Origin of the sequence: Paenibacillus sp. BT-177 (genome assembly GCF_025846815.2) — a bacterium.
Classification (GTDB): domain Bacteria; phylum Bacillota; class Bacilli; order Paenibacillales; family Paenibacillaceae; genus Paenibacillus; species Paenibacillus polymyxa_C.
On sequence record NZ_JAOYTP010000003.1, the window covers coordinates 348,174 to 370,993 of the forward strand.

General features: G+C 44.9%; 19 protein-coding genes and 1 riboswitch. Of the genes, 2 read left to right on the forward strand and 17 right to left on the reverse strand.

Going from position 1 to position 22,820, the window contains the following annotated elements; genetic code table 11:
* The first annotated feature begins 188 nt into the window (after window positions 1–188).
* Both OIU26_RS12030 and OIU26_RS12035 read left to right on the forward strand, forming a co-directional pair.
* The gene (locus tag OIU26_RS12030; protein ID WP_264216960.1) at window positions 189–749 is read left to right on the forward strand and encodes an RNA polymerase sigma factor; all 561 of its coding nucleotides are present in this window, start codon (window positions 189–191) and stop codon (window positions 747–749) included.
* The gene (locus tag OIU26_RS12035) at window positions 709–2,394 is read left to right on the forward strand and encodes a DUF4179 domain-containing protein (RefSeq protein ID WP_264216961.1); all 1,686 of its coding nucleotides are present in this window, start codon (window positions 709–711) and stop codon (window positions 2,392–2,394) included. Before OIU26_RS12030 ends, OIU26_RS12035 begins: the two co-directional genes overlap by 41 nt.
* A gap of 110 nt (window positions 2,395–2,504) precedes the next feature.
* Here OIU26_RS12035 and OIU26_RS12040 read toward each other — a convergent pair whose 3' ends face one another.
* The 17 genes from OIU26_RS12040 to OIU26_RS12120 form a co-directional block, all read right to left on the reverse strand.
* Entirely contained in the window at window positions 2,505–3,329 is an 825-nt protein-coding gene (locus OIU26_RS12040) for a carbohydrate ABC transporter permease (RefSeq protein WP_058711061.1), read from the reverse strand.
* Window positions 3,329–4,195, reverse strand: a complete 867-nt coding sequence (locus OIU26_RS12045) for a carbohydrate ABC transporter permease (RefSeq protein ID WP_025676733.1) — start codon at window positions 4,193–4,195, stop codon at window positions 3,329–3,331. The genes OIU26_RS12040 and OIU26_RS12045 overlap by 1 nt, the downstream gene beginning before the upstream one ends.
* Before the next feature lie 16 nt (window positions 4,196–4,211).
* Window positions 4,212–5,444, reverse strand: coding sequence for an extracellular solute-binding protein (locus tag OIU26_RS12050; protein ID WP_264216962.1), 1,233 nt, complete (start codon window positions 5,442–5,444; stop codon window positions 4,212–4,214).
* A gap of 210 nt (window positions 5,445–5,654) precedes the next feature.
* A complete protein-coding gene (locus OIU26_RS12055; RefSeq protein WP_264216963.1) occupies window positions 5,655–7,037 on the reverse strand; it encodes a lanthionine synthetase C family protein in 1,383 nt (460 codons plus the stop codon).
* A gap of 1 nt (window position 7,038) precedes the next feature.
* Window positions 7,039–8,634: an ABC transporter ATP-binding protein gene (locus OIU26_RS12060; RefSeq protein ID WP_264216964.1), complete on the reverse strand. Its 1,596-nt coding sequence runs from the start codon at window positions 8,632–8,634 to the stop codon at window positions 7,039–7,041.
* Between the two features lie 278 nt (window positions 8,635–8,912).
* On the reverse strand, window positions 8,913–12,089 hold the full coding sequence (locus OIU26_RS12065; RefSeq protein ID WP_264216965.1) for a lantibiotic dehydratase: 3,177 nt from the start codon (window positions 12,087–12,089) through the stop codon (window positions 8,913–8,915).
* 27 nt (window positions 12,090–12,116) lie between these two features.
* Window positions 12,117–12,884, reverse strand: a complete 768-nt coding sequence (locus OIU26_RS12070; RefSeq protein WP_264216966.1) for an ABC transporter permease — start codon at window positions 12,882–12,884, stop codon at window positions 12,117–12,119.
* 12 nt (window positions 12,885–12,896) lie between these two features.
* The gene (locus OIU26_RS12075; RefSeq protein WP_264216967.1) at window positions 12,897–13,697 is read right to left on the reverse strand and encodes an ABC transporter permease; all 801 of its coding nucleotides are present in this window, start codon (window positions 13,695–13,697) and stop codon (window positions 12,897–12,899) included.
* Window positions 13,694–14,422, reverse strand: coding sequence for an ATP-binding cassette domain-containing protein (locus OIU26_RS12080; RefSeq protein WP_264216968.1), 729 nt, complete (start codon window positions 14,420–14,422; stop codon window positions 13,694–13,696). The genes OIU26_RS12075 and OIU26_RS12080 overlap by 4 nt, the downstream gene beginning before the upstream one ends.
* Before the next feature lie 170 nt (window positions 14,423–14,592).
* Window positions 14,593–14,769 (reverse strand): gallidermin/nisin family lantibiotic, encoded by a 177-nt coding sequence (locus tag OIU26_RS12085; protein ID WP_155729784.1) that lies wholly within the window; start codon window positions 14,767–14,769, stop codon window positions 14,593–14,595.
* 451 nt (window positions 14,770–15,220) lie between these two features.
* Complete coding sequence (gene abc-f, locus OIU26_RS12090) at window positions 15,221–17,305, reverse strand: ribosomal protection-like ABC-F family protein (protein WP_264216969.1); 2,085 nt, start codon at window positions 17,303–17,305, stop codon at window positions 15,221–15,223.
* A 103-nt stretch (window positions 17,306–17,408) separates the two neighbouring features.
* A complete protein-coding gene (locus OIU26_RS12095; protein ID WP_016822706.1) occupies window positions 17,409–17,552 on the reverse strand; it encodes an RAxF-45 family protein in 144 nt (47 codons plus the stop codon).
* Window positions 17,553–17,632: 80 nt separating this feature from the next.
* Complete coding sequence (locus OIU26_RS12100; protein ID WP_264216970.1) at window positions 17,633–18,811, reverse strand: MFS transporter; 1,179 nt, start codon at window positions 18,809–18,811, stop codon at window positions 17,633–17,635.
* A gap of 67 nt (window positions 18,812–18,878) precedes the next feature.
* A riboswitch (purine riboswitch) is annotated at window positions 18,879–18,978 on the reverse strand.
* A 55-nt stretch (window positions 18,979–19,033) separates the two neighbouring features.
* Window positions 19,034–19,993 (reverse strand): acetylxylan esterase, encoded by a 960-nt coding sequence (locus OIU26_RS12105; protein WP_063207181.1) that lies wholly within the window; start codon window positions 19,991–19,993, stop codon window positions 19,034–19,036.
* Between the two features lie 12 nt (window positions 19,994–20,005).
* Window positions 20,006–21,055 (reverse strand): glycoside hydrolase family 130 protein, encoded by a 1,050-nt coding sequence (locus OIU26_RS12110; protein ID WP_264216971.1) that lies wholly within the window; start codon window positions 21,053–21,055, stop codon window positions 20,006–20,008.
* A 44-nt stretch (window positions 21,056–21,099) separates the two neighbouring features.
* Window positions 21,100–21,933, reverse strand: coding sequence for a carbohydrate ABC transporter permease (locus tag OIU26_RS12115; RefSeq protein WP_025676717.1), 834 nt, complete (start codon window positions 21,931–21,933; stop codon window positions 21,100–21,102).
* Window positions 21,934–21,935: 2 nt separating this feature from the next.
* Window positions 21,936–22,820, reverse strand: a complete 885-nt coding sequence (locus OIU26_RS12120; RefSeq protein WP_013373635.1) for a carbohydrate ABC transporter permease — start codon at window positions 22,818–22,820, stop codon at window positions 21,936–21,938.

A 22,820-nucleotide genomic window follows, 5' to 3' on the forward strand; every position in this document is an offset into this window, starting at 1 on the left:
TAGCAATGAAACATATAAGAAGCCTGTAAATCTGCAGTTATGAGATTTACAGGCTTCTATTTTTGTGTGTTACATTGGAGAAAAAGTGGACACATTCAGAGCGTACGATCTATTTTTCACAACCAAATGAACCTTTTGGGGACTCCAGTTGTTGTATAGATAAACTGCACGAGAAAGGAGAGCCATCATTGCAAAGTAATCGAGAGTTGTTTGATCTGTATCAACGAGATGTGTACCGAACCTGCTACTACATGGTCCATAACGCCTCAGATGCTGAGGATTTAACGCAGGAAGTGTTTATAACCTTGTTTCGCAGCAATCGTGAGCACATCGAGCAACTAAAAGCCTGGATTATGAAAGTTACGGTCAATCATTGTCTGAACCATCTTAAACGCCGAAAAGGCCTACATTTGAAAGTATCGGCCAATCCCCATCTTTTTACTGGAACAGAAAACAAGCCTGTGGACAGGCAGGTGGAGGAACGCGAGTCGGCTGAGGAATGGGCTGTTTATATGAATCGCTTACCGGCCAAAATCCGCGCTGTGCTGACACTTCGCTATATGCATGATTTCACACTGGCAGAAATATCCAAACTGCTGGAAATTCCGCTGGGAACCGTCAAATCCAGGACACACAAAGGGCTAAAGTTAATGGAACAAATACTGCGGGAGGCTGGCGCACAGATTCCCGAGCTGGAAGGAGAGAACTATGAACAACGTAGAAAAGGCATTGAAGCGCAAGTTAAATGATGATTCGAAAATGGCCTATCCTGACTTCGATGAGATGTGGAACCGGATGGAACAGACAGGGCATACTGCCCCTACGCTAACCGACACTTTCGATTCATTCACTCCGCACCGGCATAGAAATTGGCGCAAAATAGCTATCGCCGCCTCTCTGAGTGCACTTCTCGTTGCCGTTCCCGTCTATGCCGCCATCCATTATAACTGGGACAATCTGCTGCACGGAAGAAGTGGAATTGAGACGGCTTTAGCTCAAAACCTTGGACAGCCTTTAGAACAGTCTGTCACCAGAGACGGGATAAAGCTGACGTTGCATACCGCTATTGTCGATGAGAATCGGACTGTGATTCTGTACAGCCTGGAAGTCGGAAAACGTACAGACAACGAGTTTTGGAATGTCAAAGGCGTATCACTTAAAAATGCTGCGGGGAAAAGCAGCGAAGGGGAGTATAGCTTCCAGCAATGGGACGAGAAAAATCAACGCTATAACGGTTACTTTGAAAGTGATTGGACACCGCAGCAAGAAACAGAGAACGTGCGGCTGACCGTAGATCATATAGAGCTCACCAGCGTTCAGGAACTGGATTTGCCGCTCGATATTCGGTCGCCTCAAATACAGACGTTCAAGCTGGATCGTAGCGGCTTACAAGATATGGAGGTACAGGTATTCGAACAAGGGAAGGATAAACTAATGCTGTCCTCAGCGATTACCTTCGATTCCTCCATACCAAAGAGATGGGACAATCCACAAATCGTTGCCTACAAAGGTGGAGAGCCTGTGAGGTCTCAGCCTGGAGGGGCTTTTGGTAAACCCGGTGAGAACGGAGAATACACAGCCCAGCAGTATTTTACTAAAGAGGATATACCAGAAGGGCAAACTACTTTTAAACTGCAATATGCACAAACCGAGAAAAGTATAAATGAACCCATAAAATTCGACCTGCAGCTAAGCAAGAAGAAGATGGAAAACGGGACGATTAAAAGTGCGCTGAATACCCCATTGGAAAAAGACAATCGGAATGTTTGGCTAAAACAAATGATTGTCACACCTACACAAATCCGTGTCACGATCAGAAGCAAGGAGAAATTCGCCATGATACCTTATCAAAAGTACTTTCTTTCTGTGAACGGCACAACGTTAGAGGGTAACCGTTGGTCTTCACCTGATCAGGAACACGATCTGTACACGATCCGTTTTGAAAGGCCGGCCAATCTTGTGATTACCAAGGACACTCCCATTACTTTTACAGGCAAATACAAGGTTACGACCCATTCGGATGACAAAACGCCACAGCGTTTAGCTGATATTTCTGAGCAAAAACAGACGCTAACGACGCAAATCGGTGGCTATCCTGTGAAGTGGACCTACTACAAACAGGGATCGGACTTGTTCGTAGAAACCGAAAGTGAGGACACTCACTTTGGGGGGATTAACCAGACGCATATTGGCCTGGGGAAAGAAAGGATTATTGGCAAGCCGATCACGGCCAACTTCGCCGGAGATGGCAATAATAAGGCAGTGGATGTCTACAAGAACTTCAAGGGAAAGGAAGCTTCTATTTATATGTTCTACTATACAACAGACGACCCGGAAGCAGAGACGACCGTACCCTTGCAGCCACTGACAAGCAACAGCAAAGTATCTAAATAACAATGCTATAAAAAGAGGGTTCTCTATACCTGTGTGATTCACAGTATAGGAACCCCCTTTTTTATTTGTCTAACAAGGCATAGTCTGCGTGAAGCTGTTGTAACTCCGCTTTACTTCACAGAACCTTGCGTAACACCATTGATAATCCATTTTTGTGCAATCAGGTAGACGATAATCATCGGCAGTAAGGCCATCAGGTACGAGGCAAAGGCCAGATTAAAGTCGGTATTGAACTGCCCCTGAAATACATACTGAACGAGCGGCAGTGTATATTGCTCCGCATCGCTAATAATAATGAGCGGCAGCAAAAAGTCATTATATGTGGACAGACAAGTGAGGATCCCTACCGTAGCACTAATCGGCGCCATCAGCGGAAATATAATACGCCAAAATGTCCCCCATGTCGTCGCGCCATCTACCGTAGCTGCCTCTTCCAACGCCACCGGTATGGAGCGAATATAACCGACATACACGAAGACATTAAACGCCAAGCCATATACCGTATGCAGCACGATAAGACCCAACAGATTGGTCATATGGAGGCCCGAGGCCAGCTTCACAATCGGCAGCATGATGATCGGGAACGGAATAAACATGGCGCTCACAAAATAAAAATATAACCCCTTGAAGAAACGCCGCTGCATATTACGAGCAATCGCATAAGCGACCATCGAATTGGTTAGCAAAGTGAGTATGACCGTCGATGTCGTGACCATCACACTGTTCTGAAAAGCACTGAAAAAGTTGGTCATTTCCACTGCACGACTAAAATTTTCCCAATGCAGCTCCGTCGGAAAGGCAAAGGCGGAATGCGCCATCTGCTCGGGATTTTTAAGTGCAATCGTCACCGTCATATAGAGGGGAAACAGGATAAATATTGTCCCCAACGCTACCAGAATCAGCACAGGCCAGTTGGTACGTCTGCTTGTTTTCATCAGTTGTCCATCTCCCTTCTCTGGAGGAATCGCAGCTGTAAGATGGAAATGATCGCAATCACAATAAAGTAAATCACAGAGTTAGCTGACTGATATGCAAATTCCCCACCTCTAAAGCCCCCGGTGTATATCAGATGGGAAATCGATTGCGTGGCCCGTCCCGGTCCGCCGTTCGTCAAGGCCACGATCTGATCAAATACCATCAGGGAATTTTTCATCGCCAATACCATATTGATCGTAAAAAACGGAGCAATCAACGGAAAGGTAATGCTCCAGAATTCACGCCATTTACCTGCACCATCCAGATTGGATGCCTCATACAGACTGGTCGGAATCGTTTGTAGCCCTGCCAGATAGAGAATCGTATTAAAGGCGATGCCCTGCCATACAGCTACAATGACCACTCCTACCCAAGCCAACTGCTCACTGCCTAAGATGTTCGTCGATAGTGAGCCAATACCTAAGTTCTGTCCCCAGATCGTAAACACGTTCGAGAACAGGTAATTGAATATGTAACCTACGATCAACACGCTCAAAATATTAGGTAAGAAATAAATCCCGCGAAAGAAATTACGAAAACGTATTTTAGCGTTCAGCCCCATGGCAATCAGCAAGCTGAGAATATTAATCGCAATGGTAACCACAATCGCAAATTTGAAAGTAAACCAGTAAGCATTGCCCACATTGTCGTCCTGAAACAAATTAATATAGTTCTTAAACCCGACAAAGTGATACTGATGGCCAAATCCGTTCCAATTGGTAAGCGAGTAATAAAATCCCTGCAAGGCAGGTAAGGTCAAAAATATAAAAAATAATAGCACCGCCGGCACCGTCATCCAGTAAAAAGTCGTTAGTCGCTTATTCATGTCTCGTCCTCCTCCCCTATCGGCGGTTAGCTACCTTATTCCACTCCCGGTCGAGCTTGGCTAGATAGGCATCGATGTCTCCGTTTTGCAGGAACGCCTGTACAATTGAATTCAATTGGACCGCTTTGGGAATATAATGATCGGCAAAATCAATGACACGGCCTGATTTAAAATACGGCAGCAGCTCTGCCACACTCGGGTCATCCTGCGTGACTCCCTTCACCGCTGAAAACAACGTTTGTTCCGTAATGTATTGCTTGCTGTTCTCCGGTTTTAATAAGAAGGCAATGAACTCCTCCGCCTCCTTTTTATGCGGCGTGCTTTCCGAAACAGCTAAAAGCGTATCTATACCAGACACCAGCTTGACCGCCTTTGCGTCATTCCCTGTGGGTAACGGGAAAAATCCGAGTTCCACTTTCGGGTTAGCTTTGCGAATTTCAGATATAGCCCACGAGCCCTGAATGTACATCAGTCCCTGCCCGTTAGCGAAAGCACGATTACCGTCAGCATAGTTTTTGCCAAAATTATCACTATGTCCGTATTTCAGCAGCTCCAGCTGCTTTTCCGCAACCTCGCGGTACTTGTCCTGAAAGGTGACCTGATTCTCACGCCGTTGCAGGAAAAAATCAATGCCCACCAAATTCGGACCCAGTGCATTAAAAGGAAGGTTCGTTTGCCAATCATCTTTATATGTAAAATAAAATGGGATTTTACCAGCAGCCTTGATCTTTTGCGCCGTTGCAATCAGTTCATCCCACGTTTTGGGCACCTGTAATCCCATTTCTTTAAAAAGTGTCTTGTTATACATCACACCATTCGCATTCGCAGCATAAGGAATTCCATACACGGGATCGACCCCAGTCACATCCTTAAGCATTTTGAGGTAAATCGGGTCCAACGTACGTGGTAATTCTGTATTCGCGAGATCCGTAAAAATACCGCTTTGCGCCAAAATGGAGTAGGTATCTGTGGCCCCAAGCCCCACAATGTCAGGTACATCGTTTTTGACAACCCGGGTCAATAACACCGTTTCTGCCTCTGGCGGATTGACCTGTGTCACTTCAATACCGGGATGTTCCTGATTGAATTGAGCGATCAGCTTATCGAACGAACCCTTGGCCTCCGGCTTGTTTTGGAAAAACTCAATTTGCACCTTGCCTGAATCGTCACTCCTATTGCATGCGCTTACAATGATCGCTAGCAGCAGAATCGCCGCTAGTGTAGACAGTCTTTTGACTCCATTCCACATCCTCATACCTCCTTTTCCCCTATGTCAATCTATGCGGGACTAGACAATTAATACCCGTCCCTTGCAGAAAAGAAACGATACAGTGGAAGCAATTACCGCCACGAAGTCCAACATCGTTCGTATAAAAAAAGATCCAGCTAACCTTCAAACGGTCGCTTGGATCTTTTCTATTTGTATAGTGTCAGGTTAGGCAAAAAAAAATTCTATATCTTAGCGAATTAGAAAAGCAGCATCCCAGTCCGGATTCTGATCTCCAATTAAGGAGGCTAACACCAAAGCAACTCCAGCACTTCCATTCAAAAAACCAGCCTCATCAACTTCCGCTAACCTTCCATCCAGTAAGCTATGATCATAGAAGCCAAACAACGAATTAGCATCGAACATATCTAATACATCTTCAAGTAGTCTGTCCCGCATCCTCCCTAACTGCTCATGGGAAGTATCTGAGTACATACGTTGGACTAGATGCAACAATCCCCCAATCCCATGACATAATGTAGCAGAAGATAATCCTCCTTTTCGATGGAGGCGTTTCTCTATATCTAAATAGGCGGAAAGCCCCGTTTCGAGCCATTCTTCATTGTGAACAGCTTGTCCTGCTAGCCAGATAGAACGTGCGATACCTGGTACACCATAGCACCAAGAATCACGATAGTTTCGAGTGCTTCCTGATAAAAGCTGGCCATCCAGCCACTCCCCAAAGGAAATCCGACCAGGCCAAATTATGCCCTCTACGTCCTGAACACGCCAATGATGTATAAACTTTCCCAGTCTATGTATATCGTTCATTAAAGGGGAGGCGTCCACTCCATGAAGGGCAGACAAGCTCAGAAAACATAAGGGACCTGCAATACCATGCGAAATACCTAAATTAAAATTCCCCTGAGGATACTGTAGCTTTTCATCCTCCTGAAACTGATGTTCCGAGGAAATGTGCCAAGCAGGTACAGTGTGACCATTTAGATTTTTCTCACCGCACATGACGTGGAACAAATCCATTGTCTGTTCCCATACCATCTGCATGCCCGGGCGGTTCAGGAACAGCATAGCTATACGCCCAACTCCCGCAAAGCCAGAGATGGTGTCATATTGACTCATCCGTAGCTCTCCCTTTTCCCATTCAATCCGATGTAGAGCCAGACTTTGTAAAGCAGCTTCTTCAAACCATGAAGCAAGTGCATCCAGCATACCTTGATAACGTGTACCCTTCCTAGATAAAGAGTAAATGGCTAGCATAATACCTGCCAATCCACTATACAAGGATAAATCGTGAACACCTTTTTGCTCTACCACCATACGGATTCGCTCTAAATATTGATGTCCTACAATATCCCAACCATTTTTGGGATAAAGATAATCCAGCTGACCCATGAGCAAACATATTCCCGTAAACCCACTACCCAAGCTTTCATCTGCCCAACGTTCCATTATCACCCCGTCGGCTTCTATTGGAGGTATCTTTTTCATCCATAAACGCACCTGATCCGGGTTTCTATAACGTTCGGTAATCTCCCGCAATAATGTAGATATCTTGTCCTTCATTTCCCCCTTGACGGGTATCCAGTTATCGCATGTATATGAAATCGTCGTCATCCTATACTCTCCCTCCGGTTTCGGCCAAAGCTTCCTCGTCATTGAATGAACTAGCTTGAATGTTGTACATCTCTGCATATAATCCATCCAGTAGCATCAGTTCCCGATGGGTTCCCTGCTCGACAATTCCCCCATTATCCATGACCACAATTTTATCCGCCAGGCGTGCCGAAGAAATTCGATGTGTTATAAAGATTCCGATGCTATCCTTCATTAACTCTAGAAATAACTTCAGCAAATCCCTTTCTGCTACTGGATCCAAGAAGGAACTCGGCTCATCTAAAATATATATATCTGCCTGGCGCAAAAAAGCCCGAGCAATTGCGATTCTCTGCCATTGTCCTCCCGAGAGCTGGAAGCCATCCTCGAACCATTTTCCGAGTTGTGTGTCTAATCCTTGCGGAAGCTCGGTTATAATCTGATCTATAGCTGCATATCGAGCCGCTTGGATGAGCTCTTCATCCTTTTCCAAACGTTCTAGCGACCCAAAGCCGATATTATGACGTGCTGACATTTCATAATGCATAAAGTCCTGGAACACAACTCCGATTTTGTCCTGAACTTGATGCAGATCATAATCCTGAACCGAAAGACCGTTAATCTTAAACACACCTTCATAATTGGAGTAAAGCTGCATCAGTACTTTCATTAGCGTTGATTTACCTGAACCGTTCTTTCCTACAATAGCTATAGTTTGGCCTCTATTCACGGTTAAGTGAATATCACGTATAGAGGGGACTGTTTTACCCGAGTAAGTAAAAGAAACACCTTCTATACATATTTGCTCAATACAAAAATCTTCATTTTTTTTTCGGTTAATCGGTAGCGCTTGTTCCTTTTGCTGACGGACCGGATCTGATGTGGGAAGCTGTAAAAATAAAAACAACTGTTCCATATACAAATTATTTTGCGAGAATTGAACAATTCCCTGAATCAATGCCTGCATCTGGCTTTGCGTCAGCATAATTGCTTGAATATAGCCATATAAGCTACCTACTAATATTTTTTTCTCAAAGGTCTCCCTAATAGCCACCCATACTACTCCTAACAACACAGCAAGCTCCAGCAGACTGTACATAAAAGTGATTGTGACCCGTTTCCCCAGAATTCGTCGGTCCTCTACAAAAAATCTTTGTAGCAAATCCTCGTATCTCTTAAGCAAATAAGAACTCATATTAAAAATTTTGACCTCCTTGACTGCACGATCATTGGTCAACAAGTAGGTCATATACCAAGACTCTCGATATAATGGAGTTCGATTCATATAGATTTCAAATTGTTCTTTGTTTAGCTTAAAAATAGAGTATACAGATACCAGAGAGATCCCAAACAGAATGATAACTACCCACCATTTCCACAGAAGAATCAAGGTTGCGGAAGAGACCATGGTAACCATACTGGATAAAATCCCTGCCATTTGTGTATACAGTTGATACGGTCGATAAGAGGCCTCCTGAGAGGCCCGCTTTAATTGGTCATTTATTTCCGAATTCTCATAATCAGCTAATCCCAAAGAGCTTGATTTTTTCCCGATCATTAAGTTCAGAGACTTAGACAGCACTGATTCCAGCGTACCTTCAACAAATGTTTGGCTCATTGTAACTACACTTTTCAGTACGTGAATCACTATAAATATACCAAACTGTAACATAATCAAGGAGATGCCTTGAGTGCCGAAGGAAACAATGCTGTTTAAAAGGTTTTGCATAATTATTAGTGTCAGGACTGGCATTAAGCCCTGAAGAATATGCAGGAAAATGCTTGATACCATGTACGTCTTATTCATACCAAATACCAACGAAAACAACTTTAACCCCTGTCGCACCGACCTCCAGATAGTGGAAGACTCTAGATTCATTTTCGCTTCAATATCGGTCATTGTCGATTCCCCCGATATTGAACTAAACTGTTCAGAGCATGTCTGGCCATAATCATGATCTTCCGTTCTCGATCCCTGTCTATCCCTAGCAGTCGATTCAGATGCATATGAATTACACTAAATACAATATCTTCTCTTGTGTTAGTGGATAATCCCCCCGTTTCATGCTCATAGAGTACATGGCTATACTGCTTTACGGCTTCTCTTCTTATTTTGAAAATACTCTCTATAGCTTGGAGATTGGATTGAATGGATTGTGAAATTTCCTGATCGGATTCAAACCATTGTAAAAAAAACTTCCGTTCTTTTCTAAAATTCTCCAGATATTCCTTAACATCAAAATATCGATTCAGTAAGTTGAACGCATCTTTCTCATGGTAACCAAATTGATAGAGAAGATTGATAACACTTAAGGTGGCTATAATATCTTCTTCTAAGGAAACTTGGTTAAACCGGATGAGGTGTACAAGCTTAGCTGTTACCTCACTATCGCACGAAAACATTCTCTCCGCCCAGGCCATGGGTTTACTTCCACCATATCGCTCTATCTCAGGCTCATATGTATCGATGACCACCCTGGCTATCATCCCTTCATGCAGCAGCATTTCTGTCCATTTATGAAACGTAGAGAGAAATCCATCTGCTGTCCTATTCTTTGAAAGCTCAAATCGGACACGTAGATGCTTGTCCGGATCGGCATATCGGATAAAATATGCCTGAAGTATAGTACCGTTGTCTTGATGCTTCCGCACAAATTCTTCCCAATATCCACCTATAAACTCATTTTGTCGGCTATTTATACCGTAAAGCTTCGCGTAGAACCAAGATTCTCCCGGCAGGTAAGTATAGTCTGCCTTTGTTGGTTGTTGCTCATTTTCTTTTGCAACCAATTCAAGAGAAGCTGCAGTCTCTTCCACAAAATGTTGCGTATCTTCAGCTTGATTTCGAACGAGAGGACATACAAACTCAGCAGTTAAATGTCCTTTTCCACAGGAGACTGGTGAATTGTCAAGGCCGCCAATGTGCTCTATCAAGGTAACCTTACCTTTAGACTGAAGGTCCCTGCATATTTGTTCGATATGCAACGGATGATCCATATCTAGTAAAATACGATTATCCGATTCAATCATATAAACATAACGTGGTATGTTCCACTTCTCTTGAAATAAACGTATCTCTTCGGCGAAGTCTGCCATCTTCTTCGATGAGCTACTTGCAATTCTCCATGTTCCCGGGTAGAGAATGATATGCTTGTACCTGAGACGTGGGGTAAAAGGGGCGTGAGCCACAAATCCCCACTCCATAGGCGACCAATGGCGGTAACTATTATCGCTAACCTCCACGAGAAAACGGTATATATTAGGCGTCAACTCTGCATTAAGCATGTGTCCCGAACTAGCAATAACCTCTCGATTGCGGCTTTTTGATTTCAAATAAAAGTGATCGTTCCGCACACCAACGACTAGATCGGAAATATGAATTTGTCGATCTTCCGGCATTGTATGATTAGCCCCTATTGCGATCTCATAAGGTCGAGTTTGTTTCGTCAACACGACATTAGCTGATCTTCCCGAGCTAGGCAAGTAAGATATCCCAGCAAGCAGCTTTCCGGGTTGCAAACGCTGCTCTTCCGACTGGATACTAGAAAATATATCGTTAAAAGGCTCCCCGAACAGGTCCATAAACCTACCGAATGTCTTTCCTGCTGCATCAGACCCCTGATTAGGTGCTAAGAGCAACGTATATTCACCTTGATCCAAAGCCTCCTGATCAGAAGTAATTAGCTGAAAAAATAATTCCATGGAAGGTGCAGCTAGCCATTTCTCCGTATCGTGACCCTTTATCAATTCATCGATCATGTTATCTGTCAATACAATTTCATGCTTTCCTTCATGAATAGCAGATACAAACCATTGAAACAAAAGCTTTTCTTGATGTGACCTCGACTTGGATGGAGACATGTCCTGTAACCGTACTCGACGACTCATAGGGTGTTTATAGCCTGCCGGGGCCCCTAGCCCTGTGTCCTCATCAAGCAGATCCAGCAAAGGTACCTCCCGATATGGTCCGTATTTCTCCAAAAATTCCACACAAAACTCATTCAAAGGTCTGTTTTCACGCGTTGAAAGTTTGGTCAATAATTCGGCAACACACTCAATATCCTTACGAATGGATTGTGGAAGGATGATACCTCTATCTTCCAGGGAGAGATCGATTTGCAAACTTGATTTTGCACTAAACATTTTGTTCATTTTTTGTCTTAAGCTCTCTAACAATTGTTCTCCTTGACCTATAGGAAGAAGATTATATTTAGCAGAAGTATCTGCGATTGTATCAAGATCTTCTTTTAACTCTTCGATACCTGTTACTGGTTTCAGAACAGACCGTATATGACTTAACGGTTCAGTAGTCGTCGTAGGTGGGATAAGTTCAGAAATCAGAAACTCTTGTTCGAAAAGTTGCCACACGTAACGTTCAATTACCTCAATATTAGCACTCTCAAAAGTTTTATTAAGATGATTGACCAAATCCAAAAATGGTATGAAGGCTGAACTCGCAGCCATTACACAGTCAAATACTTGAGTTATACGAACAGACACACTCTGATCTTCGCCATCGTTCATACTGCCATGTCTTGTCGTATAAGGAATTTTGGCACGGTTACCCTGGCGATAAATTAATTTATTACTCCGAACCCGCAGTTGGCGCACAATCTCCTTTCGACTTTCAACCAGCTCAACCGCTTTCATTAGCCATTCCATATCAGGTCTCGCACGCTTTTTAAACGTGTCCGTTCCTTGCAAAAATAGCTGCGATCGTTCCCCAAATCGCCCATATGTGATACCAGATAGTAAGCCAAACGGCGTTGGCCGTGTAATCATTCTAATGATATAACGCATAAAAGCTTTGATTACTTGTCCTTGTTTGCGCGGATTCTCATGATTACTGATATGTACCAAAGATTCAAGCAAAGTGGGACTGGAAGCGGCTAGAGCTTCACGAATGAACGGATCACGGGACAATTCCAATAAACGCTCTAATGCAATCTCTCTAGCGCCCCCCCCCTCTTTAACACTGCTCGGAAAGCATTTAGAAAACTCTTGAATGGGTAATACAGGAGTACGAAGCATGAAAAAATCTAACGTTTTGTACAGATTTCCTGTTGTCTTCATAAGGAACCTCCGTTCTAAAACAAACTTTTAAATTATTTTCTTTTGCCAACGCACAAAGCTGATAACTGAGCCGACCAAAATAATTGCGATTAAGCACATCCAAAACTTAAAGGAACCTTCCACCCTTAAAGCAAGCATAATTTGTTGAAAGGGATCCATGAGTAAGACAAGCGGTCTAACCACCTGATATAGAGCGACAGATAAAACAAAAATTGCGATAAAAGCAAACAAAGGTCTTGAAATAAACAAGCAGACAGCACTAACTAACAGCAACTTTGCCACGCAGACCAGTGTTAAAATCAAATAGAATGCAAGCGTATATGGGATTGCATCCGATGAGGGAGATACTGCTCCTGAACCATATTTAAAAAAGGTAGAGGTATGGGGAAACAGTAACCATCCAGCCACTATGCCTATCATCAAAGCCGTACCTGTAAATATGACGGTTGTAACCGATAAAGCGAGCAGCTTGCCAAGCCAGAATTGAAAACGACGATATGGTCGCAATACATATAGCCGATATGCTCCGCTATGAAGATCGCCGCCTAATTGATCGACATACAGAATAGGCAACATGGCTAAGATTAAAAAAAGAGAAATTTCGCTCATCATAAGCCATGGCAGATTTAAATTATTAACAACTACAGTTCCCTCACCAAATCGAAATCGCATTGTACCATTTGTTTTAAGACTCCATATATTCACAAAAATGATAAGGAGCATTGCTATATATAATAAAAAAGTAGATTTCCGATTCCAAATTCTCTCTAATTCGCTCAACCAAATTCCAGACATAAATAGATCCTCCTAATACAAATAATCATCCGTTGTAAAGCGGCGGTAAGCCCACCCTGTAAAAAGAATCAGATGGAACAAGACGGCAATCACAATTGCCCCATTGACGGACCAATTCCATATCAGTGATTGATCCAGTCCCTTGTATTGTAAATATGGAATTAATAAAAATGGAATCAGATTCTTTAAGAGTGGAATAGAAGAGAACAAAGTAGCCAATTTCATGTACAACGGATCAAATAACAAAACACCCAGATTATAGGTCATACAAATACCAATTGCATATGTTACACTTTTACTGCACATAGCAATAAAAGAATAGAGTGAACTGATAGCTAATAAAGAAGCAAATGCCCACCCATAATATTCAAACACTTGGGACCATATTTGCCCGAAAATATCTGTACCGTTTATATTGTGCGAGAACTTCCAAAAAACAACAATTACTTGCGAGGATACGGCGTATACAATCAGAAGAAGTAAAATAGAAGTATTAACTACCAATAACTTACTCCAGAAGATCTGACCACGGGTAAAACGACGCACAAATAACAATCTCAGCTGCCCGCTCCTAAACTCCTCTGTAAATACAGCAGCCACCAGGGTAGCCACAGCAAAATTACATATTAAATATAAATTTTCACGCAAACCTGCAACAATAAAAATTTTGGATAAGTCCTTCATAGGAATCCTTAACGTATGCTGTATGTATATCCCTGTCGAATATACAAGTACAGGGGTGCATAAAACCAATAACCAAAACCATTTCCTTCTCCATAATCTCTCAAATTCACTATAAACAAGTGTTTTCATAGTCCCATCAGCCCCATAAAGGCATCCTCTAACCGTTGGCCATCTTTGATAAGTTGATCAGCGGCCCCCTTCCAAATAAGCGTTCCTTCCTTAATGACAATCAACTCATCACACATTTGCTGTAATTCATCCAACAGATGGCTGGAGACAAAAAAAGCATAATTATCTGAATCACGCAAACGAAGAATTATATCCCTCAACTCACGCATCCCCATGGGATCGAGACCATTGGAAGGCTCATCAAGCAACAATAGCTCGGGGTTACCCAACATAGATTGGGCAATACCAAGCCGTTGCTTCATCCCTAGCGAGTAGGTTTTGACCTTATCATCCCCGCGATTCTCCAGACCAACCCGTTCCAATAATTCTTTAATATGTTTTTCTCGATCCGAAGATGCAACACCTAAGTGCAATCGGGACAAATTACGCAGCACCTGTCTGCCTGTCATATAATCAAAAAAAACCGGAGACTCAATGATAGCGCCTACTTTGGACAACGCTTTTTCCCGATCTGTCTGTACATCATATGAAGCTATCTTTACAGAACCACTAGTAGGCTGCATCAGTCCCGTCATGATTCGCATCATCGTCGTTTTTCCGGCTCCGTTCGGGCCAATGAATCCATATATTTTCCCTTTTTCGAGCTCAAATGAAATGTTATTTAGCAAACTTCGTTTACCTACAGTTTTGCTTACCTGCTTTACTTCCAATAAGAAATCGGTCATACCTTTTCCCTCCATCACCAAACACGATATCAAAAATATCTCTAAATATTATATAGTTAAAAAAATAAATATTTATCAAACAAGAAGAAGGGACTTTAAGGTCCCTCCTTCTTGTTTTTCTTTTATGGAGTACAATAAAATCCATTATCTAAAAAAAGCAACAATCGAGATTAACAGAGTGAACCAACGTTAGTAAAGCATCGGTTGCCACAAGTTTCAACACAACTGGCAGCTGTTTTACCGCTACCACATCCGCTAGAACATGCCACAATGCTCAGAACCTGAGGCTCTACAGAACCTTGAGATTTGTTTACTTGAACGTCCAGATCAAATAAGTTTTCAGCCATTGCATTCCCCCCCTTTCATTTAGATATACCCTCAGCTTTCAACGAGACTCATATCTATCCCGCCGAAATGTCTCCCCTCTTTAGTAGAAAAGAAGGATTTATATGAACAACATCCCGCCCAGATCGTCATCCATACGAAATATTGTCATATATGAACATGTGGAAAACCCTATGTATAATTCTAGATGACAATATAAAATTCATTTAACAGCGATTAGCCTCGCCCTTACAAATAAAACAATATCACATGTTGCAAAATGTAAATCTATTACTTTATATGTAAACATACATAATAAAAAATCATTAATACCAATTTATTTTAATATATGGTTATTCTTTTTCCAATCTCTCATTCTCTTTACCATACAAAAATAGCCCTTCAGTAGGCGTGCTACCTCAGGGCTACCCTTTATATAAATATACGTTGCCGATCCAGTAACCAGCCTATCACTTACTCCAGTTCAATCCACTCGCCGAGCAACGTGTCCAGCTCCGCTTGCAGCTGCTCACGCACGTCCCACAGCTCCGCCATGCGCGCCGTGTCACTACCAGTACCGAGCAGCTCCAGCTCGGCATCTGTCGCCGCCAATTCTGCTTCCTTGGCGGCAATCGCCCGCTCCAAGCGCTCGCGGGACGCAGCGGGCGAGCGGGATGGCTTCGCCGCCTTCGCTCCGCGTGCCCCACCCCGGGCATCGGGCGCCCCCAAGCGACCTGCCGACCCGGAGCGAGCACGGCTCGCATCGGCTCCGGTGGTCGCTCCTGTCCGCAAAGCCGTTCCCGCATCATTGCTTGCTGCGCCAGCAGGCGTAGCTAGGCCCGAGCCTGAGCCGCCACCAGATGCGGCTCTACTTGCAGATGCCGATCGTCCCCCTGCATCCGCCCCACGTTGCAAGCGAGCGTTTTCCAGCTCCCGCTTCTTCGCGCGGTATTCATCGAAGCCGCCCAGATAAAAGAACAGCTTCCCGTTCTCCAGCTCCCACACGCGCCCAGCAAGCTTATTCACAAAGTAGCGGTCATGTGAAATCGCCAGCACCGTTCCCGTGTAGGTGCCCAGCGCTTCCTCCAAGGCCTCACGGGAATCGATGTCCAGATGGTTCGTCGGCTCATCCAGCACCAACAAATTCGGCTTTTTCATAACCAGCAGCGCCAGCCTTAAGCGGGACCACTCTCCACCGGACAGCATGCTCACAGGCTTAAACACATCCGCGCCGTAAAATAAATACTTCGCCAGCTGTCCGCGCGCCTCGCCTTCTTCCAGCCCTGCTTCCTCCTTGAAGTAAGCAAGCACCGTCGCCCGGCTATCCCGTTCTCTCTCTTGCTGCGCCAAATATCCGTACTCGACGCGCGCGCCCCATTGGACCGTGCCTGCATCTACGCTTTCCTGACCAAGCAACAGCTTGAGCAGCGTCGTTTTGCCCGCGCCGTTATCTCCTAACAAAGCTACCTTTTCACCGAATTCTAGGCTACCCGTAGCCCCGTTTAATATCTGACGTTCTCCATAGGCTTTGGCGATTTCTTCAAACTGAAGCACCCGGCGACCGGAACGATCCTCCAGTTTTAAGTTAAACTCCGCTCCCTGCGGGTCCAGTACAGGCCGCTTCACCAGTTCCATGCGCTCCAGCGCCTTACGGATTGAGGCTGCCTTTTTGAAGAACTTTTCGTTGTCGCCATTGCGCCCCCACTCTTCCAAACGCCGAATGGCCTCCTTCATCTTTTTGATCCGCTTTTGCTGTTCCTTATAATCCTCAAATTGCAGCAGCAGACGTTCTTCCTTTTCCTTAACGTAGTCACTGTAATTCGTATAGTACGTAAAGGCCTCGCCATCCTCCAGTTCGATCATCTTGCCAGCAACTCGATCCAGAAAATAGCGATCATGGGATACAACCACACACGCCCCTGTGTAGCTCTGCAAAAATTGCTCCAGCCATTCCAGCCCTTTCAAATCCAGATGGTTGGTTGGCTCATCCAGCAGCAGCAAATCCGGCCGTCCAATGAGCTGTGATGCCAGTGCTATTTTGGTTTTTTCTCCGCCTGACAGTGATCCGAAGTTGCGCGTATACATAGCTTTAGGAATACCTAGCCCATCCGCTACCTGATCCATATTTGCATCCATTTCATAGCCGCCGTTACGCTCAAACTGCTCCTGTAGGGAAGCATACGTTTGCAGCAACTTCTCCAACAGCTCCGGATTCGCTGCCACAACCGGATCTGACATTTCCCGTTCCAGCGTGCTCATCTGATTGCGGCAATCCTTCAGCTCACGATAGGCGTAAGCCAGCGTTTCGTATACGGTGAAGCTTTCAAACTCTGCCGGGATTTGCGGCAAATAGCCGATTTTCGTATCCTTGGCGATGACGAGTTGCCCTTCATCCGGGCGGGACAAACGTGCAATTAGGCGTAATAGGGTGGTTTTGCCGCTTCCGTTGCGACCGATAAGCCCCACCTTTTCTCCCTTATGGATATCAAACGTTGCACCATCTAAAATCAGATTGGCAGCGTGGTATTTTTTCAATTGTTGACCGTTTACAATGTACATGTTCAGGCTCTCCTTTATTTAGGAAGACCCTTACCCAGGTAACACAAAAAGAGCCGCAGGAGCAACCCCGCGACTCTTCGGAAAATACAGCAATCCGTTCGAGTTAAGGTAGGCGTCTTCTCGCGATGTTTACAACCGTATGATTAAAATTGGACAGACTTCTCCCGTTGTATGGAAAAGCATGAACAATGCCAGCCATAGCAATCGGCAGCTGGCTAATACGGTTGTTCAGCATCTCGTGATTCACCTACCTCACCCCCTTCTTCATAATTGGAAGTAGTATAACATGTTTTTTCGAATAATAAAAGGGAGAAATATCCTACTGGGCTATGAGACGGAGTGGTGTCCTCTGACTGTCTGCGATGTCCCCGCTCTCGTAATCGAAAATACGCCGCAGACAAAAGCAACAATCACAAATGCCCCGCCCACCCAGGCGTTCGTGGCAACAGAAGTACTATTATCAATCACTGCCCCTCCCAAGGCAGAACCGAGGGCGATCCCGACCTGGAGTGCAGAGAAATTAAAGCTTTGCTGAATACTGCCTGATTCGGGTGCATTTTCAATAAGATAACTTTGCATTGGGGGCGACAAGGCCCAGCTCAGGATTCCCCAGATGATCAGAAGCGGCACAAACACATACATCGAGTGAATCGAGAACGGCAGCAGGAACATCACAGCGATAAACACACCTACGACAATGAGAATACTTTTCGCTGTGCCGAATCGGTCGGCCAAAGAGCCGCCAATAAAGCCGCCGCTCACTGCCGCCAATCCAAAGACAAAATAGGCGACACTCACCCATGAAGCGTTCAAGCCCATCAGGTTTTCCAAAAACGGAGTGAAGTACGCATACAACGTGTAGTGCCCCGCCAGTGTCAGCGTAGTGACCAGATGGGCACTGATCACTTTAACATTTTTCAAGGACTTCAATTGCTCACGCATAGGCACAACATGCTCTGTCGGAATCCGTTCCATAAACAAGTTCATGATGATCATAGAAACTACGGTCAACAAGGCAATAATCAGAAATAGCACCCGCCAGCCAAACGCATTTCCAATCAGCACCCCGGCTGGGATGCCTAGCACGATAGAGGAGCTGACCCCCATGGAGATCACACCGAGAACGCGGGCCTGATAAGCTTTGGACACCACTTTAACCGCAATGGTTAGTGACAATGTCACGATCAACGACCCACTTGCAGCAGTAACGATACGAGATATAAACAACACAGCATAGTTCGGACTCCAGAAAGCCAGCAGACTTCCCAGGATAAAGATAAACATCGACCACAAATACAGTCGTTTTCGTTCAATTTTGGCGGTCAACGCCAACAAAGTCGGCCCGGCAATAGCGTACACAAGCGCATAGATCATGATAAGCTGTCCTGCCGTGCTTACAGAGACATTCAAATCCTGTGCAATCTGGGGCAGCACGCCACCGATAATCAACTCCACCAGACCTACCGTAAAGGTCGCAATGGTTAAAATAACTACTTTGAAGTTCATTACATTAGCTCCTTTGCTGTCATGTAAATCCCTCGTAACACGCAAAAAATCCTGACCACAAGAAATGTACAAGACGTACACTTTTTGTAATCAGGATTTATCGGTTCCTGGTAGAGACCCTCAAACCATATTATTGAGGTTATACAAATGGGGCATTCATTTATTACGCTTCACGAAGGTTATAGCTATTACTATAAAGGAGCCTCTGGTTAAGTTCAACCCCTACAGCCGCAAAAATTCGCTCATGGCACGATCCGACAGATAGGGTAAATACTCATGACCATATTCGTGATACACAAGCAATTCCTTGTCCGATACGATTTTATTGTACACTGCGAACTGTGTGGAAGGTGGGCAAATCACATCGGATAGCCCTGTCACGAATAGCACCCGTCCTCGAATACGGTCTGCTAAATGTTGAATGTCGATGTAGCCTAAGCGGTGAAACACTTCGCTCTCACGTACATGATTGGGATCAAACCAGCGAAAATAATAAACCAGTTCCTCATAGGCCGATGTCGTTGCATCCAGCGCCCAAGCTCTTTTATAATCCGACAGGAACGGATATACCGGTACCGCCACACGGACACGCGGCTCCAATGCAGCGCAGGCAACCGTTAGTGCCCCGCCTTGGGAGCAGCCAAATGCACCGATCCGTTCAGGGTCAACCTGCTCCATAGACATTAGAATGCGCACCGTCTGTACCGTATCCAAAAATACGTTGCGGTAATACAACCGATCCGGGTCCGGGTCGTCAATCCCGCGGATAATATGGCCGCGAACCGTCGTTCCCTGAACCTGCAAATTGTCCTCGGACAGTCCACCTTGTCCTCGGCAATCCATAGCCAGCACAGTGAATCCGTGTGCCGCATAGCTCACCTTGTCGAACCAGTCGCCACTATCGCAGGAATACCCATGGAACATCGCCAAGGCTGGACCTTGTTCCGTAAGATGCTTGGGACGAGCCAGCTTCCCATGTACCCTTGCCCCGCCCACTCCAGTAAAATACAGATGGTAACACTCCACCAGCGGAGAGACAAAATCGGCAGGCTCCAGTGTATATTCCAGTGGCTGTCGTTCCAGCTCCTGTAGCGCCCGTTCCCAGTACATATCAAAATCCTGCGGTTTTGGATTACTTCCCATATAGGACTGTAGCTGCTGTAAAGACATATCCTCCGGCATGTAAATTTCCTCCTACATCCGGCCTGACTCACGGTCATCTGCAACTACTTCATCCGTTGCGACGACATATTTCATAATGTCAGATACTGTCGTGTATGCGATACCTACATACGTATCAGCGGCTCCATAATAAATTGCAATTCTTCCGGTGTCTGCATCATGCAGTGTAGCACACGGGAACACCACATTTGGAACAAAGCCACGCTCTTCGTACCATTCCTCTGGAGTTAACACGAAGTTGGAGGAACGATATTTAACTTTGGACGGATCATCCAGATCAAGAACTGCTACGCCCATGCTGTATACCAAACCATTGCATGTCCCTGTCACCCCGTGATAAAACATCAGCCAGCCTTCGGTCGTCTCAATTGGTGCTGGTCCGCCGCCAATCTTCACCGATTGCCACCAGCCCTGACCGCCCTTGCTCATTACATGACGGTGCTTGCCCCAATAGACCAAGTCAGGACTTTCACTTAGGAAAATATCCCCAAACGGCGTATGACCGCTGTCACTCGGACGGGATAGCAACATAAAGTTTCCATTTAGCTTACGAGGTAACAGCACTCCGTTGCGATTGAACGGCAAGAACGGATTTTCCAATCGCACAAAGCTTTTGAAATCCTTTGTTTGTGCGATCCCCAGTGCTGCTCCATAGAAATCTGTGCACCAGATGATATAATACGTGTCTTCCACTCGAACCAAACGCGGATCGTAAGCATAATTAGGCTGATACTCATTCCCTTCCTCATCGACCAAATGCAGACGCTCTGTCTCAATGTCCCAAGCCAACCCGTCGTCACTCCAGCCGAGATGCAAATGCGGACGTCCATTAATCGTTTCAGCACGAAATATTCCTACAAACCGTCCTTCATACGGAGCTACTGCACTGTTGAAAATACGGGCAATGCCGGGTACCGGATTCCGTCCAATGACCGGGTTTTCAGTATGCCTCCACACCGGAGCCTCGCTACCTTCGGGCTTATCCTGCCACGGCATTTTCGACAGGCTATCTCCTACAATTCGTACGTTACCTACATCCAAATCCACATTCAATTTACTCATACTTGACTCTCCTCTCACCTAAACACTTTATTTTTTTGATCTTTCTATTTGACTGAACCCTGTGCAAATCCGTTATAGATATACTTTTGTAATGATAAAAATGCAACCAGCGTCGGAATAATCGCAATGATGATGCCTGCACTAATGACCTCCCATTGCGATCCGTATGGCCCTTTAAACTTAAACAGTGCCGTCGATATAACCTGAAGACTTGTTTTGGGCATATACAGGAACGGGGTGTAAAAATCATTGTAAATATTAACACCCTTGATGATGATTACCGTCACAATGGCAGGCTTCAGCAGCGGCAAAATAATGCGCCAGTAGATGGTCAGATAGGAAGCCCCATCCAACATGGCCGACTCATCCAGCGCCACTGCGATGGAATCCAGAAACTGAAGGAAAATATACACCGCAATAATATCGGTCCCCAAATACAGTAAGATGGCTGCCCAAGGTGTGTTAAACAGCTCCAGTTTGTTAATGATCTGGAATGTCGATACCTGTGTCGTCACCCCCGGAATGAGCGTGGCGAGCAAGAATGCACCCAGCATGAGACTTTTACCTTTAAATTTAAAACGATTCAAAATATACGCGATCATGGAACCGGTCAACGTAGCCCCGATGATGGAGATCAGCAAAATAAAGGCTGTGTTCAAAAATCCGGTTAGCATATTTCCATCCACAAAGGCTTTGGCGTAGTTCGCCCAGTTCAGCCAGTTCACCGGGGGAGTCAGAGGACTGCTTGCCGCATATTCAGCCTTCGTCTTCAAAGATGCAAACAAAATCACAACAATCGGCAGTAGAGCAATGAACGCACCTAGCAATAGCGCGGCATACTTGATGCTGTTTGCCAGCAATCTTTTTAGCTTATACATGATTAGTCCTCCTCCCCCCGAATCAGCAACCGCTGAAGCAACGTAACAGCAATTACGATCAACAGCAGAACAACCGCCATCGCTGAGGCCAAACCAACCTTGCTGTATTTGAATGCCACATCAATCGTCTGAATGACGAACGTTTTACTACCGTTGGAGCCACCGGTCATAATGTAAGGAATATCGAATGCACTGATCGCACCGCTAATTGCCAGGATCAGGTTCAGCTGCAAAATTCGCTTGATAGTCGGCAAAATTATAGAGCGGAACTGATGCCAGCGGTTGGCTCCGTCGATATCGGCTGCTTCATACAGATCACTGGATATAGAAGAAATCGCACCTAGAAACACAATAAAGTTAAAGCCCATGTATCTCCAGATCGACGTACCAGCCAGCGAAATATTAATAATCTCCGGGTTGCCCAGCCACAGCTTGACATACGAACCCAGCCCCACTGCCTGAAGCAGAGTATCGAGGGTACCGTCCGGTTTAAAAAAGAATAGAAAAATAAAACCAATCGCCACCCCGTTCATCAGGGAAGGAAAGAACAAAATGCCTTTAAAGAAATTTTTAAACCAGGTTTGAAAGCTGAGAATGGTTGCAAAATAAAGGGCCAAACCCATCTGTACAAACGTGGCTACAAAGTAATACAGACTGACCTTAAACACCGAGAAATACTCGGGGTCGGTAAAGATTTTGATATAGTTTTCAAAGCCCACATATTCCAGACGCTTACTATAGCCGTTCCAGTCCGAAAAGCTGTATTTAAACATATTGATCACCGGCAAGTACGCAAAAGTGACCAGCAGCGCCAACGGAATAAATGAAAAGGCAACAATAATCGCTAATCTTTGTTTGGAGTAGCTGAGATTCGAAAATTTAAACAT

Bases quoted from the DNA above. Each gene is read 5' to 3' on its own strand.
- OIU26_RS12035 (WP_264216961.1), top strand. From the start codon at position 709: ATGAACAACGTAGAAAAGGCATTGAAGCGCAAGTTAAATGATGATTCG.
- OIU26_RS12040 (WP_058711061.1), bottom strand. From the start codon at position 3,329: ATGAAAACAAGCAGACGTACCAACTGGCCTGTGCTGATTCTGGTAGCG.
- OIU26_RS12045 (WP_025676733.1), bottom strand. From the start codon at position 4,195: ATGAATAAGCGACTAACGACTTTTTACTGGATGACGGTGCCGGCGGTG.
- OIU26_RS12050 (WP_264216962.1), bottom strand. From the start codon at position 5,444: ATGTGGAATGGAGTCAAAAGACTGTCTACACTAGCGGCGATTCTGCTG.
- OIU26_RS12055 (WP_264216963.1), bottom strand. From the start codon at position 7,037: ATGACGACGATTTCATATACATGCGATAACTGGATACCCGTCAAGGGG.
- OIU26_RS12060 (WP_264216964.1), bottom strand. From the start codon at position 8,634: ATGAGCCAAACATTTGTTGAAGGTACGCTGGAATCAGTGCTGTCTAAG.
- OIU26_RS12065 (WP_264216965.1), bottom strand. From the start codon at position 12,089: ATGAAGACAACAGGAAATCTGTACAAAACGTTAGATTTTTTCATGCTT.
- OIU26_RS12070 (WP_264216966.1), bottom strand. From the start codon at position 12,884: ATGTCTGGAATTTGGTTGAGCGAATTAGAGAGAATTTGGAATCGGAAA.
- OIU26_RS12075 (WP_264216967.1), bottom strand. From the start codon at position 13,697: ATGAAAACACTTGTTTATAGTGAATTTGAGAGATTATGGAGAAGGAAA.
- OIU26_RS12080 (WP_264216968.1), bottom strand. From the start codon at position 14,422: ATGACCGATTTCTTATTGGAAGTAAAGCAGGTAAGCAAAACTGTAGGT.
- OIU26_RS12085 (WP_155729784.1), bottom strand. From the start codon at position 14,769: ATGGCTGAAAACTTATTTGATCTGGACGTTCAAGTAAACAAATCTCAA.
- abc-f (WP_264216969.1), bottom strand. From the start codon at position 17,305: ATGTACATTGTAAACGGTCAACAATTGAAAAAATACCACGCTGCCAAT.
- OIU26_RS12100 (WP_264216970.1), bottom strand. From the start codon at position 18,811: ATGAACTTCAAAGTAGTTATTTTAACCATTGCGACCTTTACGGTAGGT.
- OIU26_RS12105 (WP_063207181.1), bottom strand. From the start codon at position 19,993: ATGCCGGAGGATATGTCTTTACAGCAGCTACAGTCCTATATGGGAAGT.
- OIU26_RS12110 (WP_264216971.1), bottom strand. From the start codon at position 21,055: ATGAGTAAATTGAATGTGGATTTGGATGTAGGTAACGTACGAATTGTA.
- OIU26_RS12115 (WP_025676717.1), bottom strand. From the start codon at position 21,933: ATGTATAAGCTAAAAAGATTGCTGGCAAACAGCATCAAGTATGCCGCG.
- OIU26_RS12120 (WP_013373635.1), bottom strand. From the start codon at position 22,820: ATGTTTAAATTTTCGAATCTCAGCTACTCCAAACAAAGATTAGCGATT.